We start from the raw sequence: 14,941 nt of genomic DNA, 5'->3' as shown, positions 1-14,941 counted from the left end.
ACCCGTGCGCGCCGCCGATCTCGTCCTGACCGGCGGCGCCGTCTTCACCGCCGACGCCGTGCGCTCCCGAGCGCTCGGCGTCGCTGTCGTCGGAGGGCGGATCGTCGCGGTCGGCGCCGACGCCTCCGACCTGATCGGGCCGCGCACCGAGGTGGTCGACCTCGAGGGCCGGATGCTCGTCCCCGGCTTCCAGGACGCCCACGTGCACCCGGTCTGGGGCGGTGCCGCGCTGCTGCGCTGCTGGCTCGGAGCGGGAGGGTCGCCCGCCGAGCACCTGGCGACGGTCGCCGAGTACGCGGCTCTGGAGAGCGGAGCGGAGTGGATCCTCGGCGGCGGCTGGAACCTGCCCGACTTCCCCGGAGGCACCCCGACCGCCCGCGAGCTCGACACGGTCGTCCCTGACCGGCCCGCCTTCCTCACCAACGCCGACGGGCACGGCGCCTGGGTCAACTCCGCCGCACTGCGCCTCGCGGGGATCGACCGCACGACGCCGGACCCCGCCGACGGCCGCATCGAGCGCCTGGCCGACGGCACCCCCTCCGGCACCCTGCACGAGGGGGCGATGGACGCGGTCCGCCGCCACCTCCCGCCCGCGAGCGCGGACGAGCTCCACCGCGCGCTGCTCCTCGGGCAGGAGACCCTGCACTCGTTCGGAGTGACGGCGTGGCAGGACGCGATCATCGGCTCCTACGGCGATGTGGGCGACCCCGGTCCGGTGTACCGCCGCGCGGCGCTGAGCGGCGAGCTGACCGGGCGCGTCCGCGGTGCGCTGTGGTGGGACCGGGGCCGCGGCGTCGAGCAGATCCCGGAGCTCGTCGAGCGGCGCGCGGCGCTCGCCGCCGGCGGCTTCGCGCCGACGACCGTCAAGATCATGCAGGACGGGGTCGCCGAGAACTTCACTGCGGCGATGCTCGAGCCCTACCTCGACGGGCACGGCGGCCACGGTCACGGCGACGGCCTCTCGATGGTCGACCCGCGCCTCCTGAACGAGGCCGTGCCGCTCCTGGACGCGGCCGGGTTCCAGGTGCACTTCCACGCGATCGGCGATCGCGCCGTGCGCGAGTGCCTGGACGCCGTCGAGCGGGCGATCGAGGCGAACGGGCGCCGCGGCAACCGCCACCACCTCGCCCACCTGCAGGTCGTGGATCCGGACGACCTGCCGCGCTTCCGTGCGCTCGACGTCGCGGCCAACCTGCAGATGCTGTGGGCCTCGCTGGAGCCGCAGATGGTGGAGCTGACGCTGCCGTTCCTCGGTGAGCGGCGCGGCTCGTGGCAGTACCCCTTCGGCGATCTGCTCCGCTCGGGCGCGGTGCTCGCCGCGGGGAGCGACTGGCCGGTGTCGACGCCCGACCCGCTCGCCGCGATCCACGTCGCGGTGAACCGGATCTCGGCGCCGTCCGAGCGCGAGCCGGGGTGGAGCGAGGAGGTGTTCCTCCCGGAGCAGCGCCTCGACCTCGCCACCGCCCTCTCCGCCTCCACGGCCGGCTCGGCGTGGGTGAACGGCCTGGACGGCGAGTCGGGCTCGATCGCCGTGGGACTCGCGGCGGACTTCGCCCTGCTGGACCGGGACCCCTTCGCCGGCGACCCCCGCGCGATCGGGGACACAAGGGTGCTGGGCACCTGGATCGGCGGCGAGCGCGTCCACACCGCAGCGGACGCGCCCGCCTGATCCGGGTCGTTCAGGAGGCGGCGCTCAGCAGGTGATCGCTCCGCCGATGATCCCCGCGAGCAGCCCGCCGGTCGCGGAGGCGATCGCGCCGGGACCGGAGATCGCGCCGATCACCCCGCCGGTCGCGGCACCGCTGACGCCGCTCCCGGCGACGCAGTGGCCCCACTCGGGCGAGCTCCAGTCGCTGTTCAGGTGCAGGCCACCCGCCGCCGAGCGGGACGCCGAGTCCGGGGCGAAGTGGAAGGTGAGCGTGTCGGAGTCGTCGATCGACCAGTGGCCCGACACGGTGCGGCCGCGTCCGACGTCGATCCTCTCCGGGAGTGCGTCGGACGTCTCGGCGCCGTCCGTGAAGCCGACCCCGCCGCCCGCCAGCTCGACGATCCGCGTGTCGTCGGTGAGGTCGAAGGTCACCGTCGACGCCGATCCGCCCCGTGCCTCGAGGTGCACCCGGCTGCTCGTCTCCTGCCTCGCCGGCTCGGCGTGCGCGGCCTGCGCTGTGAACAGCGGCACCGCCAGCAGAGCGGCCGCCGCCGCGACCAGTGCCGTGCTCGTCCTCTGTCGTTCCATCGTCGTTCCCTCCCTCGGATTCCGATCCAGGAGGGAGGGCTCAGCGCCGCCGGTCGACGAGGGCGAGGACGACGGACGCCACCGCTGCCGCGACGGCGGCGGTGACCACGACGTCCCACGGATCCTCGGCGCCCACCGCGGTCGCGACGAGGTGCCCGGCCAGGACGCCGACGAACAGTGCCGGCAGCATCAGCCAGATGCGCCGTCTCCGTCGTGCTGCCGTACCGGCCTGTTCCCTGTCGCTCACGCTCGCCCTCCTGGATTCACCATACAGGTATGGAGTACCAGGCGGTCGCGACGCGCGTCGAGGAGGTGGCGCGATCCGTCAGGCCTCGCTGCGCTGGATGAGGCGGGAGAGGACGATCGCGGAGCGCGTGTGGTCGACGTTGGGCGCGATGCGGACCTTCTCGAGGGCGAGCTCGAGGCTGGGGATGTCGCGCGAGCGGATGTGGACGATCGCGTCGGCGGAGCCGGTGACCGTGCCCGCGTCGACGACCTCGGGGACCGCGGAGAGGATGCGGCGGAGCTCGTCCGGAGCGACGGTGCCGCGGCAGAAGAGCTCGACGTAGGCCTCGGTGGCCATGCCGTCGACCGCGGGGTCGACCTTGATCGTGAAGCCGCGGATCACGCCGTCGGCCACGAGGCGGTCGACGCGGCGCTTCACCGCGGAGGCGGAGAGCCCGACCACGCCGCCGATGTCGCCGTAGCCCGCGCGGGAGTTCTGGCGCAGCAGATCGAGGATCTTCCGATCGATGTTGTCCATGCTCCGAGGATAGGCGCGGCCGGAGCGGCGCCTGGACGGCAGCAGAGTGCCACTGGAGATTCGTGACGCCCGGCTATATAGTTGCTCTCGGTCAATAGTTGATCGCGGTCAACTAGAACCGCCGCCGTGCTGAAGAGGAGCCCATGTCACACCCCGAACACCGCGCCGCATCGCGCGGAACCACCGCGCCGCACGCCCCCGCCGGGCCGGACGGCGCCATGTCGCACCGCCAGGTGCTCGAATCGCTCAGCGGCCTGCTGCTGGGCATGTTCGTCTCGATCCTCGCGGGCACGGTCGTGTCGACCTCGCTGCCCCGGATCATCTCCGACCTCAAGGGCGACCAGAACGCCTACACCTGGGTCGTCACCGCGACCCTGCTCGCGACCACGGTCTCCACCCCGCTCTGGGGCAAGTTCGCCGACCTGTTCAACCGCAAGCTGCTGATCCAGCTCGCCCTCGGGCTGTTCGTCATCGGCTCCGCTCTGGCCGGCTTCTCGCAGGACACGAACATGCTGATCGTCTTCCGCGTGTTCCAGGGCCTGGGCGCCGGCGGACTCGCCGCGCTGAGCCAGATCATCATGGCCGACATCATCAGCCCCCGTGAGCGCGGCAAGTACGCCGGCCTCTTCGGCGGCGTGATGGCGATCGGCACCGTCGGCGGCCCGCTCCTGGGCGGCGTCGTGACCGACGCGTTCGGCTGGCGCTGGAACTTCTTCATCGCGATGCCCGTCGCGATCGTCGCGATCGTCCTCCTCCAGATGACCCTCCGCCTCCCCGCGCACCCGAAGCGCAAGGTGCGGATCGACTACCTCGGCGCCGTGCTCATCGCGGGCGGAGTCTCGCTCCTGCTGATCTGGGTCTCCCTCGCCGGCAAGAACTTCGACTGGGCCTCGTGGGAGACCGCGGTCATGGTCGGCGGCGCCGTCGTGCTGCTCATCGCCGCCGTGATCACCGAGCTCACCGTGGCCGAGCCGATCATCCCGATGGGGATGTTCAAGAACCGCACCTTCAGCCTCGCCGTCGTGGCGAGCATCTCGGTCGGCGTCTCGATGTTCGGCGTCGCCGTCTTCCTCGCGCAGTACATGCAGCTGGCCCGCGGAGCCACGCCGACCCAGTCGGGCCTGCTCACCATCCCGATGATGGCCGGCCTGCTGATCGCCTCGACGATCTTCGGCGGGATCATCTCCCGCACCGGCAAGTGGAAGGCGATCATGATCAGCGGCGGCGTGCTCGCCGTGATCGGAACCTCCCTCCTCAGCACCCTCCGCTACGACACGGACCTGGTCCTCGTCGGGATCTACATGGCCGTCCTCGGCGCCGGCCTGGGCATGCTGATGCAGAACCTCGTCCTGGTGGTGCAGAACTCGATCGAGGTGAAGAACCTCGGCGTCGCGACCAGCGCGGTCACGTTCTTCCGCAGCCTCGGCGGCACCGTCGGAGTCTCGGTCCTGGGCTCGATGCTCGGCACCGTGATCGCCGACCGCATCAAGACCGGCATCGCGGGGCTCGCTCCCGCCGACCAGGCTCTCGCCGCGCAGGCGCTGGGCAGCGGCACGATCCCGCAGCCGGCCACCCTGCCCGACGCCGTGCGCGTCGTGGTCGAGAGCGCCTACGGGATCGGCGTCGGCGACGTGTTCCTCTACAGCATCCCGCTCGCCGTGGTCACGCTGATCGCCGTCGTCCTCCTGCCCAACGTGAGCCTCGGCTCGAAGAACGCGGTGCAGCTCAAGGCGGAGCCGACCACTCCGCTGCAGGCCGCGGAGGACGCCCTCATCGCCGCCTCGGACGGCCAGGCGGCGCTCCGCCCCGTCGGCCAGGCCCGGCGGACGGACGACGCGACGCACGCCCGGGAGGGTCGCGAGGCCACTCCCGCCGGACACGGCCGCCACGCCGACGAGGAGCGGCAGGAGGAACCGGTCGGTCATGCCCGCCACGCCGCTCCCACCGGCTCCGTCGACGTGATCGAGCGCTCCTGATGCCCGCCGCCGCGCCCTCGGCCGAGGCGCTCCACGAGGTCGAGGAGCAGATCACCGTGCTCGCCGTCCAGGTGCGCCTCGCCGTCCGGGACGCGGCGGCGTCGATCGACCCGGCGCTGCCGCCCTTCGGACTGCGGCTGCTGCGGATCCTCGAGCGCTGCGGTCCGGTCCACTCCGGCGCCGCGGCGGAGCGGCTCGGGGTCGACCGCAGCGCGATCAGCCGCCAGGCCCGCCAGCTCGCCGAGCTGGGCCTGGTCGAGATGACCTCCGATCCCGCCGACGGCCGAGCGCGGTTCCTCTCGCTCAGCGCGGCCGGATGCGAGCGGATGCGCGATCTCGGCGGCCGTCAGCGGCAGCGGATGCAGGAGGCGCTGAGCGCCTGGCCCGAGGAGGACCTGCGCGCGTTCGCGGGATACCTGGAGCGGCTGACCGCGGCGGAGTGAGCCGCGTGATCTGAACGAGTGGCGCGGACCGACGGGGTCCGCGCCACTTCTGCGTGCGGGTCGCCGGACGGAGCGCGGGCGCGCTGACCGCGCGCCGTCTCGCGCCACCCGGTGCCGACGCCGCCGTGGTCGTTCTACATTTCCTGAGATGTTCTCACTCAGGAGGCGATGACCCTGTTCTCTTTCGACCATGCAGCAGCGGCGGAGCTGGTCCGCGCCTCGGACGAGGCGGCGGAGGCGCTCGCCTCCCAGGAGCTGCTGAGGTCCGTCGCTGCCGAGTACGCGCTGGGCGAGTTCCGCGGCGCGTACGCCGAGCTGTTCCGCCGGGTCCGCCTCTGCGACAGGGAGAACCGCGGTCGGCTGAGCGCCGAGCTGCGCGAGCTCGCCGACACGGTGCGGCTCGTGGTGCGGAAGGCCGAGGAGGAGCGTCGGCGCCGGGAGGAGTACGCGGCCTGGGAGCGGCGGGCGGACGAGCGCGAGCAGCAGCGCCGCCTCGATCCGGTCGCGGCCCTCGCGGCGGGCGTCGACGAGGTCGTCGACCGGCCGCCGTCCGATCGGCCGGTCGTGCCTCCGCCGATCCGTGCGCTGTTCTCCCCCCGGTCGGTGCCCCGCACGTCCCCGGGCGGCCCCGCCGCGGGAGGCACGACCTCCGCCGACCCCGAGCGCCTCGATGTCTTCGTCTCGCAGACCCGGCAGGCGGACGAGGCGATGCGCTCCCGGCTCCAGGATCTGATGGCCGCCTGGGGAGCCTTCGGCAACCGCTGCTCGTGGGCGCCGGTCGAGTCCTTCTCGGTGCTCCAGGGCTTCCGCGAGCTGCTGTCGATCGGTGCGGCCGACGCGACCTGGGTCGAGCAGATCTCCCTGGCCTTCACCGCCGCCGGGGGAGCGGCGCTCTCCGTTCCCGTCCTCGACGCCGTCGGCACCCTGGCGCGGCCCCGGGGTGGCCGGAGCCTGCTCGACTCCCTCGCGGCGCTCTCGTCCGACGATCTCGCGACACTCCTCGCCGCGTCGCCCGATCTCGCGGCCCGCCTCGGGCGACTGGCTCCGACCCTCGTGAACGACTGGTGGCGGAGCCTCGACTCCACGGACGGCGCGCGCTTCTCGCCGCAGCAGGAGGCGCTGGTCGCCGGTCTGCCCGGGGTGATCGGGAATCTGGAGGGTGTTCCCTACCGCGCCCGGGTGAGGGCGAACGAGAGCGCGCTGAGGGCGCGGATCGCGGCGCTGAGGAGCGAGGCGGCGGGCCTGCGCGGGAAGGCGGGCGACGGGGAGCGACTCGCGGCGGTGGAGTCGCAGCTGGTGGCGCTGAGGGACGTCCGGGCATCGCTGCGGCGCGGTCTCGGTCAGGACCCGCGCTTCCTCCTCTCCCTGACCGCCGACGAGCCTCCGCTCGCCGCCGTCTCGATCGGCGATCCCGACACCGCCACGAACGTCACCTACGCCGTCCCCGGGATGGGACAGACGACGGAGAGCATGACCCGATGGACGAAGGCGTCGCAGAATCTGCAGTCGCTCCTCCCGCCCGGCAGCGCCGTCGTCTCCTGGATCGGCTACGAGACCCCGCCGATGGCGCGGCTCGGCGGGAACGGCATGGACGTCCTCACCTCGAACCAGGCGGTCGCCGGCGGCGCCGCACTCGCCTCGGCTGTTCAGGGGCTCTCCGCGGTTCGGGGCGACGACCTGCCGAAGCCGAACGTCGTCGCCCACTCCTACGGCAGCACCGTCATGGCCGTCGCCGCCTCGCGCTCGGACGTCGAGCTCGGGGTCGTCGTGACGCTGGGCTCGGCCGGCCTCCCGGACAGCGTCGACGAGGCGAGCGACCTGCACGCGGAATCCGTCTTCGCGGGGCAGGCGCGGGACAAGTACCTCGGCGAGACCGAGAGCGGCGACGAGGCCGCGTGGATGGGCCGCGCCTTCAGCTGGAACCACCACACGGATCCCGCTGACGAGGACTTCGGCGCGCGCGTCTTCGGTGTGGAGACCGGAGGCGACGCCGGGAGGATCGTGACGGATCACGCTGCGCTGAAGAGCGACGACGGCGATCTCGCGGGGTATCTCGACACGAACACCGAGTCCCTGCAGAACGCGGCGTGGGCCGTCTCCCGGCGACTCGACCTGCTGACCGAGAACCGGCCGCTCGGACCGACCGCCTTCCAGAAGGCGGTCGTGGGAGCCTCCCATGGCGGGTAGAGGCTCTCCTCAGCGGACGGGCCCCGCGCTGACCGTCGCCGCTCTGCTCGTGATGTCGATGACCGCTTGTGCAACGGAGAAGGAGGCGAGACCGGTGAGCACGATGAGTCCTCGGGAGGGTCGGGATCGGGTGGTGGAGTTCGTGCGGGACTCCGCGGGGCGGCTCGATGTGGAGGGGTGGTGGCCGCGGAGCGGCGCGGCCAGGCCCGATGTGTGCGGCCCCGGCGACCGGGTGAGCGGTGCGAGCTACAGCTACGCCTGGTGGGCCCCGGCGGGCACCGATGTCGAGGGGGATGCGCGGAAGGTCGCGGACTACTGGGAGTCTCTGGGGATGACGGTGAGAGTGACCGATTCGACTCCGCGCCCGACGGTCTACGGGCAGGGCGGACCGGTGCTGCGGGCGAGCTTCGTCACCGGCGCTGTCGAGGAGATGTACATGATCGGGGCGGAGATGCCGTGCGCGCCCGGCGATTTCGAATCACTCCTCCTCGAGGACGAGGCTCAGCGCGCGGCGGGCGCGGTCCTTCCGGGCGATGAAGGGGTCGTCCCGAAGCCGGATCCGCGGGACCTCCCAGTCTCCTCCGATCCGTCGGGTTCCGGCTCGGAGGGATGAGGCGCCCCGTCCACCGCGTCCGGATCGGAGATGCCGACGTCGCTTCCGTTGCCGGGGGAGGGGTCGGCCTCAGCGCGGTGCGCCCACCAGCTGCGCGACGTGCACGACGAAGGCGCGGCGGCGGTCGCGCGTCTCCTCCCCGCCCCGGGAGGCGAAGGGGGTGAGGTGCCAGATCTCGCAGAGGCCGAGGAGGGCGATGAAGAGGTCGTCGGCGGACCAGCTCGCGTCGACGACGCCGGTGCGCTGCCACTCGAGGACCCGGGCCTCGGGGGCGGGGACCCCGCCGAGCTGCTCGCCGGCCTCCTCCCAGACGCCGGCTCCCTCCAGGCGCGCCCACGTGAGCAGGCGCAGGAACTCCGGGTGCTCCCACACATGGTCGAACATGCGGCCCGCGAGGTCGGGGAGGTCCGCCGCCTCGGCGAGGAGCGTCTCGTCGAGAGCGCCGAGCGCCTCGACGACGGTCGCGACGAACAGGCCGCGCTTGCCGCCGTAGTAGGCGTAGAGCCGCTCCTTGTTCAGACCCGCCGCCGTGGCCACACGGTCGACCCGGGCGCCCGCGAAGCCGTGGGCGGCGAACTCGACGGAGGCCGCGCGGAGGATCCGCTCGCGCGCGGGCAGCGCCGCATCGGATGTCGGCTCCATGGTTCACCTCCGGGCGCTCGAACGATACACTCTTCTTCGCCCAACCAACTGGTTGGGGTGGTTCGGCCCCGATGACGCGGCTCGGATCCGGACCCGCCGGTCCCGCTCCGCTCCGTGTGAAAGGCCGCCATGCCCTCCCCGTCCGCTCCCTCCTCCGCCCGCCGCTGGTGGGTGCTCGTGATCCTCGCGCTCACGCAGCTCGTCGTCGTGCTCGACGGCACCATCGTCACGATCGCCCTCCCCGCCGCGCAGGCCGACCTCGGCCTCACCGACGTCGAGCGCCAGTGGGTCGTCACCGCCTACGCCCTCGCGTTCGGCGCGCTCCTGCTCCTGGGCGGCCGCATCGCCGACTACACCGGCCGCAAGCGCACCTACCTGATCGGGATGATCGGCTTCGGCGCCGCCTCCGCCTGGGGCGGCCTCGCCACCTCCGGCACCGAGCTGATCGCCGCCCGCGGGCTGCAGGGCGCCTTCGCCGCGCTGCTCGCTCCGGCCGCTCTGGCCCTCCTCACCGTCTCCTTCCCCTCCGGCCGCGAGCGGGGCACGGCCTTCGCCGTCTTCGGAGCGGTCGCCGGAGCGGGCGCCGCCGTCGGCCTCGTGCTGGGCGGGCTGCTCACCGAGTTCGCCGACTGGCGCTGGTGCCTCCTCGTCAACGTCCCCGTCGTCGTGGTCGGCGCGATCGCCGGCCAGCTGCTCGTCACCGAGAGCCGCGCGGAGGGGCGCAACCGCTTCGACGTCGCCGGGACGATCACCGTCGCGCTCGGGCTCGCGAGCGTCGTCTACGGCTTCACCCTCGCCGAGCAGGGCTGGCTCCGCGTCGACACCCTCGGCTTCCTCCTCGTCGGCGTGCTGCTGCTGGCCCTCTTCGTGCGGATCCAGGCCCGCTCCGACCACCCGTCGCTGCCGCTGCGCATCGTCGCCGACCGCGTCCGCGGCGGAGCCTTCCTGGTCCAGGCGATCGTCGGCAGCGTGATGATCGGCTCCACCCTCTACCTGACCCTGCACCTGCAGCTGGTCCTGGGCCTGCCGCCGCTCGAGGCGGGCCTGGCCAATCTGCCGATGACGGTGACGATCATGATCGTCGCTGGAGTCGCCGCCAAGCTGCTGCCGCGCACCGGCCCGCGCGTGCTGATGATCGTCGGCCCGCTGATCGCGGCGGCCGGGCTCCTCTACCTGAGCCGCATCACCCCCGACGGCGGCTACCTCCTCGAGGTGCTGCCCGCGCTGATCCTCCTGGGCGTCGGCATGGCGATGGTCTTCGTGCCGCTGCAGAACCTCGCGCTCACCGGAGTCGCGGCCCACGACGCCGGTGCCGCCGGAGCGACCGCGAACGCCGCCATGCAGATCGGCGGCTCGATCGGGCTGTCGATCTTCACGACCCTCTACGCGGGAGTCGCGGGTGAGCAGCAGTCGCCGGTTGCCTTCGTCGACGGCTACTCCGCGGTCTTCGTCGCGGCCGCGATCGGGCTGGTCGTCGCCTCCGTCGTCGCCGTCGCGATGATCCGGGTGAAGAAGGAGGAGTTCCTCGCCCATGCTCCGAAGGAGGCCGTCGCCCACCTGGGCTGATCCCGGCCTAGGCTCGGAAGCGCTATGCAGCCACTGACCGAGACCGAGATCCGCGAGTCCTTCGTCAACGCCTCCCGCAAGGAGGTCGCCGATCTCGCGCTGCCGAAGGACTTCGACGCGCTGGACTGGTCGGTCATCGACCATCTCGGGTGGCGCGACCGGAGGATGGGCCGCCGCGCCTACGTCGTCGTGCCGCTGGAGGAGCGCCTCGTCGGGGTCCTGCTCACCCAGGCCGACGCCCTGCCGCGCTCGCGGGCGCAGTGCTCGTGGTGCCGCGACGTGCAGCTCCCGAACGACGTCGTCTTCTTCGGGGCGCGGAAGGCCGGAGCGGCCGGGCGGGCGGGGGACTCGCTCGGCACGCTCGTCTGCTCCCGCTTCGAGTGCTCGGTGAATGTGCGGCGGCGCCCGTCGGTGGCCTACATCGGGTTCGACCTCGAGGCGGCGCGGGCGCAGCGGATCGCGACTCTGCGGGCGCGCACCGAGGGCTTCGCGCGCGAGGTGCTCGGCGAGGCGTGACCGCGCTCAGCGGCGCGTGGACGCGCGCACGTGCATCCGCTCGCCCTGGCGGCCGAAGAGGCTGAGGAACTCGACCTGCTGCTCGTCGGCGCGGCCGAACCAGTGCGGCACCCGGGTGTCGAACTCGGCGGCCTCGCCGGCCGGCAGCACCAGATCGTGCTCGCCGAGCCGCAGGCGGAGCCGCCCGCTCAGCACGTAGAGCCACTCGAAGCCCTCGTGCGCGCGCTGCTCCGCCGGCTCCGTCACCGGCCCGGCCGGGAGCGTGTGCTTGAACGCCTGGAGCGCGCCCGCGTCGCGGCTGAGCGGCTGGATGAGCATGCCGTTCCGGCGCACCGGCCGGCCGTGCACGCGGGGATCCTCCGGCGCGGCGCCGACGAGCTCGTCGAGCGGCGCCCCGAGGGCGCGGGCGATCGGGAGGAGCAGCTCCAGCGTCGCGCGACGGCCTCCGCTCTCGAGGCGCGAGAGGGTGCTCGCCGAGATGCCGGTCTCGGCCGCGAGGGACGCGAGCGTGCGGTCGCGGCGGGTGCGCAGGCGCCGGAGCCGTGGCCCGACGGCGGCGACGATCTCGTCGTCGGACGGGGCGGGCGGGGTCTCGGGCACGACGCCATCCTGGCACGTGCGGTCGCGCCGCATGCCGGAACGGCACGGATCCTCGCGGCCCGCCCCGGGGCGGCGGAGCATCGACCCATGACCTCCACCGACGCCCCCACCGGCCCGTCCGCCCCCGCCCCCGCCGACGTCCTGATCCTCGGCGCCTCCTTCGCCGGCCTCGCCGCCGCCACTGCCCTCGGCCGCAGTCTCCGCGACGTCCTCGTCGTCGACGGCGGACCTCCGCGCAACGCACCCTCGCCCGGTGCCCACAACGTGCTGACCCGCGACGGCGTCCCGCCCACGGAGCTGGTGCGCCTGGCGCGCGCCGAGGCCGAGGGCTACGGGGCCCGGGTGATCGAGGGCGAGGCGGTCCGCGCCTCCGCGGGTGCCGAGGGCGTGACCGCGACCCTCGCCGACGGCACGGTCCTCCGCGCGCGCCGCCTCCTGCTCGCGACCGGCGTCCGCGACCTGCTGCCGGAGATCCCCGGGCTCGGCGCCCGCTGGGGACGGGACGTCCTGCACTGCCCCTACTGCCACGGCTTCGAGGTGCGCGGCCGGCGGATCGGCGTGCTCGGCAGCTCGTTCGCCGGGCACCAGGCGCAGATGTTCCGGCAGCTCAGCGACCGGACGTCGATCCTGCTCCACGGCGCACCCGCGCCCGCCGGCGACGAGGCGGCGGCGCTGGCCGCCCGCGGGATCGCTCTCGTGCCGGGCCGCGTCGAGAAGGTCCTCGTCGAGGACGACCGCCTGGTCGGCGTGGTGATCGACGGTCGGCGGCACGAGCTCGACGCGCTCGTCGTCGGCCCGCGGGTCGAGGGGCGGCTCCCCGAGGGGCTCGGCCTCGAGCTCGCCGACCACCCGTCGGGAGTCGCGCGGCACCTCGCCGTCGATCCGATGGGCCGGGCCGGCGTCGCCGGGGTCTTCGCCGCGGGCTCGCTGGTCGAGCCGATGGCGCAGGTCGTCGCCTCGTCCGCCGACGGGCTGCGCGTGGGCGCGGCGATCAACCACGACCTGATCGAGGAGGAGATCGCCGACGCGCTGCGGGCCGCCTGACGCGCGCTCAGCGGCGGCGGTACTCCAGCTCCGGGCGGCCGGGGGAGCCGTAGCGGGGCGCGCGGTCCGCGACTCCGGAGTCGGCGAGGTGCTCGAGGTAGCGGCGGGCCGTCACCCGCGAGATGTCGAGGCGGGTGGCGAGCTCGGCCGCCGAGAGGCCGACGGGGCCCAGCAGCGCGGTGACGGCCTCGAGGGTCTGCGCCGAGAGCCCCTTGGCCAGACCCGGGGCGTTGGAGGTGCGGAGCGCCGCGAAGGCCCCGTCCACCTCGTGCTGGCTGGCGACGTCGGCGCCGTGCATCCGCTCGCGGTACGACCGGTAGCTGGCGAGCTTGGCGGCGAACGCGCTGAAGACGAACGGCTTGATCAGGTACTGCACGATGCCGGCGGCGACGGAGGCGCGCACGTTCGCGGCGTCGCGGACGGCGGTGATCGCGATGACGTCGACGTCCAGGCCCGCCGCCCGGACGGCCCGGCAGAGGTCGAGGCCGCCCATGTCCGGCAGGTTCATGTCGAGCAGGATCAGCGCGATGCCCGGGTCCGCGCGCAGGGCCCGGATCGCCTCCGCCCCGCTGCCGGCGACCGCGGCCACCTCGAAGCCGTCGACCCGTCGAACGTAGTCGGCGTGGGCGCTCGCGGTCAGCGGCTCGTCCTCGACGACGAGCACCCGGATCACGACGCCACCCGCGCGGGCAGCGGCAGCTGCACCGTGAACACCGCGCCGACGTGGCGCGAGACCTCGATCGAGCCGCCGAGGCGCTCCACCACCTGCTGCACCAGCGCCAGGCCGATGCCGCGGCCGAAGCCGTCCGACTCCTTCGTCGAGTAGCCGCGCGCGAAGACGTCGGCGGCGCTCGCGACTCCGGGGCCGCTGTCCGACACCTGCACCACCAGCTCGCCCTCCGCGAGGCCGAGGTAGACCTCCACCCACGGCTCGCGGTCCGGAGCGGAGGCGGCGGCCGCGTCGAGGGCGTTGTCGATCAGATTGCCGAGCACCGTCACGAGGTCCCCGGGCTCCAGCCCCTGCGTGCCGGGCTCGAGGTGCGTCTCGAAGTGCAGCTCGACGCCGCGCTCGCGGGCCTGCGCGGCCTTGCCCAGCAGCAGGGCGGCGATCACCGGCTCCTGCACGGAGCCGAGGACCCGGTCGGCCAGACGCTGGCTGAGGTTCAGCTCGCCGGCGGCGAACGCGAGCGCCTCGTCGGGCCGGCCGAGCTCGATCAGCGACGCGATGGTGTGCAGGCGGTTCGAGAACTCGTGGGTCTGCGAGCGCAGCGCGTCCGAGAGGGTGCGCAGCGACTCCAGCTCGCCGCTCACCCGCTGCAGCTCGGTGCGGTCGCGGAGCGTGACGACCGTGCCCAGGGGGCGGGCGCCGGGGGAGGCGGCGGGCCGCTCGTTCACCACGAGGATCCGCTCCCGGGCCACGACCAGGCGGTCCGAGACGGGCTCGTCGTCCTGCAGCAGCTCGCGCAGGGCGACGGGGAGGTCGAGCTCGGCGACCGGCACCGGCGTCCGCACGCCCTCGAGCCCGAGCAGCTCCAGCGCGTGGTCGTTGGCGAGCACCAGTCGGCCGCGGTCGTCGACCAGCAGCAGCCCCTCCCGCACCGAGTGCAGGACGGACTCGTAGTAGGCGAAGACCTGGCTCATCTGCTCCGGGCCCCGCCCGCCCGTGACCCGGCGCAGGTAGCGTGCGAGGAGCCACGAGCCGAGCGCGCCGAGCGCGACCGCCCCGAGCGCGCCCCACGCGACGACCTGCACGCGGGCGGCGAAGGAGGCGTCCACGGCCGAGAGCGTGACGCCCGCCGACACGAGCGCGACGACCGCGCCGTCGGCGTCCTCGATCGGCGCGACGGCGCGGACGGAGGGCCCGAGCGTGCCGGTGTACGTCTCGGTGAAGGTCCGCCCCTCCAGCGCGGGCTCGATCGTGCCCTGGAACGGCAGGCCGATCCGGTCGCGGTCGCGGTGGGTGTACCGGGTGCGGTCGGGGGCCATGATCGTGAGGAAGTCGACGCCGGTGTCCCGCATGACCTCCTCGGCGTACGGCTGCAGGCTCGCGGAGGGATCCGCGCCGGCCGTCGACTCGAGGACGAACGGATTGTCGGCCACCGTCCGCGCCACGACGAGGCTCCGCTGGGCGGCCTCGTCGCCGGCTCGGCTCCGCGCGTCGAGGGCCAGCACCGCGACGGCCGCCGCGGCGATCAGCAGGATGCTCAGCAGCTGCACGGCGAACAGCCGCGCGGCGATGCTGCCGCGCGGTCCGCGTGCGCTCGGCGTCCTGACCATGCCACTCCCTCGTGAGCGAGCGCTCGGGGCGCCCCGCCGTGAACAGTATGAACGCAACCGTGCCGGGCTCCGGAGGCG

General features: G+C 73.7%; 15 protein-coding genes. 8 read left to right on the top strand and 7 right to left on the bottom strand.

All coding sequences use genetic code 11. The features are described from left to right. The first annotated feature begins 4 nt into the window (after window positions 1-4). Window positions 5-1,669, top strand: a complete 1,665-nt coding sequence (locus C5C53_RS06845) for an amidohydrolase (protein WP_104267162.1) — start codon at window positions 5-7, stop codon at window positions 1,667-1,669. Window positions 1,670-1,693: 24 nt separating this feature from the next. Here C5C53_RS06845 and C5C53_RS06840 read toward each other — a convergent pair whose 3' ends face one another. From C5C53_RS06840 to C5C53_RS06835, 3 genes are all read right to left on the bottom strand, one after another. Further along, window positions 1,694-2,236 carry a hypothetical protein gene (locus C5C53_RS06840; protein ID WP_104267161.1) on the bottom strand — a complete coding sequence of 181 codons (543 nt, stop codon included), beginning with the start codon at window positions 2,234-2,236 and terminating at the stop codon, window positions 1,694-1,696. Between the two features lie 40 nt (window positions 2,237-2,276). Beyond that, entirely contained in the window at window positions 2,277-2,483 is a 207-nt protein-coding gene (locus C5C53_RS16775) for a hypothetical protein (protein WP_146076614.1), read from the bottom strand. Between the two features lie 78 nt (window positions 2,484-2,561). Beyond that, window positions 2,562-2,999 carry an Lrp/AsnC family transcriptional regulator gene (locus C5C53_RS06835; protein ID WP_104222855.1) on the bottom strand — a complete coding sequence of 146 codons (438 nt, stop codon included), beginning with the start codon at window positions 2,997-2,999 and terminating at the stop codon, window positions 2,562-2,564. A 218-nt stretch (window positions 3,000-3,217) separates the two neighbouring features. Here C5C53_RS06835 and C5C53_RS06830 point away from each other — a divergent pair, with 218 nt between their 5' ends. The 4 genes from C5C53_RS06830 (at window position 3,218) to C5C53_RS06815 (ending at window position 8,218) form a co-directional block, all read left to right on the top strand. Further along, window positions 3,218-4,975, top strand: coding sequence for an MDR family MFS transporter (locus tag C5C53_RS06830; RefSeq protein WP_104237640.1), 1,758 nt, complete (start codon window positions 3,218-3,220; stop codon window positions 4,973-4,975). Then, window positions 4,975-5,418, top strand: a complete 444-nt coding sequence (locus C5C53_RS06825) for a MarR family winged helix-turn-helix transcriptional regulator (RefSeq protein WP_104222853.1) — start codon at window positions 4,975-4,977, stop codon at window positions 5,416-5,418. Before C5C53_RS06830 ends, C5C53_RS06825 begins: the two co-directional genes overlap by 1 nt. Window positions 5,419-5,586: 168 nt before the next feature. Beyond that, a complete protein-coding gene (locus C5C53_RS06820) occupies window positions 5,587-7,605 on the top strand; it encodes an alpha/beta hydrolase (protein WP_104267160.1) in 2,019 nt (672 codons plus the stop codon). Between the two features lie 130 nt (window positions 7,606-7,735). Further along, window positions 7,736-8,218, top strand: a complete 483-nt coding sequence (locus C5C53_RS06815) for a hypothetical protein (RefSeq protein ID WP_146078788.1) — start codon at window positions 7,736-7,738, stop codon at window positions 8,216-8,218. A gap of 69 nt (window positions 8,219-8,287) precedes the next feature. Here C5C53_RS06815 and C5C53_RS06810 read toward each other — a convergent pair whose 3' ends face one another. Next, on the bottom strand, window positions 8,288-8,860 hold the full coding sequence (locus tag C5C53_RS06810; protein ID WP_104267158.1) for a TetR family transcriptional regulator: 573 nt from the start codon (window positions 8,858-8,860) through the stop codon (window positions 8,288-8,290). Window positions 8,861-8,989: 129 nt separating this feature from the next. Here C5C53_RS06810 and C5C53_RS06805 point away from each other — a divergent pair, with 129 nt between their 5' ends. Further along, window positions 8,990-10,426 (top strand): MFS transporter, encoded by a 1,437-nt coding sequence (locus C5C53_RS06805; protein ID WP_104267157.1) that lies wholly within the window; start codon window positions 8,990-8,992, stop codon window positions 10,424-10,426. Window positions 10,427-10,450: 24 nt separating this feature from the next. Beyond that, on the top strand, window positions 10,451-10,942 hold the full coding sequence (locus tag C5C53_RS06800; RefSeq protein WP_104222848.1) for an FBP domain-containing protein: 492 nt from the start codon (window positions 10,451-10,453) through the stop codon (window positions 10,940-10,942). Between the two features lie 6 nt (window positions 10,943-10,948). Here the strand turns inward: C5C53_RS06800 and C5C53_RS06795 are convergent, their stop codons facing one another. Further along, window positions 10,949-11,542, bottom strand: a complete 594-nt coding sequence (locus C5C53_RS06795) for a helix-turn-helix domain-containing protein (protein ID WP_104283164.1) — start codon at window positions 11,540-11,542, stop codon at window positions 10,949-10,951. A gap of 87 nt (window positions 11,543-11,629) precedes the next feature. Between C5C53_RS06795 and C5C53_RS06790 the strand changes: the two genes are divergently transcribed. Next, a complete protein-coding gene (locus tag C5C53_RS06790; RefSeq protein ID WP_104267156.1) occupies window positions 11,630-12,586 on the top strand; it encodes an NAD(P)/FAD-dependent oxidoreductase in 957 nt (318 codons plus the stop codon). A gap of 7 nt (window positions 12,587-12,593) precedes the next feature. On the opposite strand, the gene C5C53_RS06785 is transcribed toward C5C53_RS06790, so the two are convergent. Both C5C53_RS06785 and C5C53_RS06780 read right to left on the bottom strand, forming a co-directional pair. Further along, complete coding sequence (locus C5C53_RS06785; RefSeq protein WP_104223809.1) at window positions 12,594-13,259, bottom strand: response regulator; 666 nt, start codon at window positions 13,257-13,259, stop codon at window positions 12,594-12,596. Then, complete coding sequence (locus C5C53_RS06780) at window positions 13,256-14,863, bottom strand: sensor histidine kinase (RefSeq protein WP_104267155.1); 1,608 nt, start codon at window positions 14,861-14,863, stop codon at window positions 13,256-13,258. Before C5C53_RS06780 ends, C5C53_RS06785 begins: the two co-directional genes overlap by 4 nt. Window positions 14,864-14,941 lie beyond the last annotated feature (78 nt).

Source organism: Rathayibacter sp. AY1E3, assembly GCF_002932235.1.
GTDB lineage: Bacteria > Actinomycetota > Actinomycetes > Actinomycetales > Microbacteriaceae > Rathayibacter.
This window is presented reverse-complemented; position numbering and strand designations above follow the sequence as displayed.

Excerpts from the sequence above, each read along its gene's own strand:
- C5C53_RS06800 (WP_104222848.1), top strand. The coding sequence starts at position 10,451 with ATGCAGCCACTGACCGAGACCGAGATCCGCGAGTCCTTCGTCAACGCC.
- C5C53_RS06835 (WP_104222855.1), bottom strand. The coding sequence starts at position 2,999 with ATGGACAACATCGATCGGAAGATCCTCGATCTGCTGCGCCAGAACTCC.
- C5C53_RS06830 (WP_104237640.1), top strand. The coding sequence starts at position 3,218 with ATGTCGCACCGCCAGGTGCTCGAATCGCTCAGCGGCCTGCTGCTGGGC.
- C5C53_RS06820 (WP_104267160.1), top strand. The coding sequence starts at position 5,587 with ATGACCCTGTTCTCTTTCGACCATGCAGCAGCGGCGGAGCTGGTCCGC.
- C5C53_RS06840 (WP_104267161.1), bottom strand. The coding sequence starts at position 2,236 with ATGGAACGACAGAGGACGAGCACGGCACTGGTCGCGGCGGCGGCCGCT.
- C5C53_RS06810 (WP_104267158.1), bottom strand. The coding sequence starts at position 8,860 with ATGGAGCCGACATCCGATGCGGCGCTGCCCGCGCGCGAGCGGATCCTC.
- C5C53_RS06790 (WP_104267156.1), top strand. The coding sequence starts at position 11,630 with ATGACCTCCACCGACGCCCCCACCGGCCCGTCCGCCCCCGCCCCCGCC.
- C5C53_RS06780 (WP_104267155.1), bottom strand. The coding sequence starts at position 14,863 with ATGGTCAGGACGCCGAGCGCACGCGGACCGCGCGGCAGCATCGCCGCG.
- C5C53_RS06825 (WP_104222853.1), top strand. The coding sequence starts at position 4,975 with ATGCCCGCCGCCGCGCCCTCGGCCGAGGCGCTCCACGAGGTCGAGGAG.
- C5C53_RS06805 (WP_104267157.1), top strand. The coding sequence starts at position 8,990 with ATGCCCTCCCCGTCCGCTCCCTCCTCCGCCCGCCGCTGGTGGGTGCTC.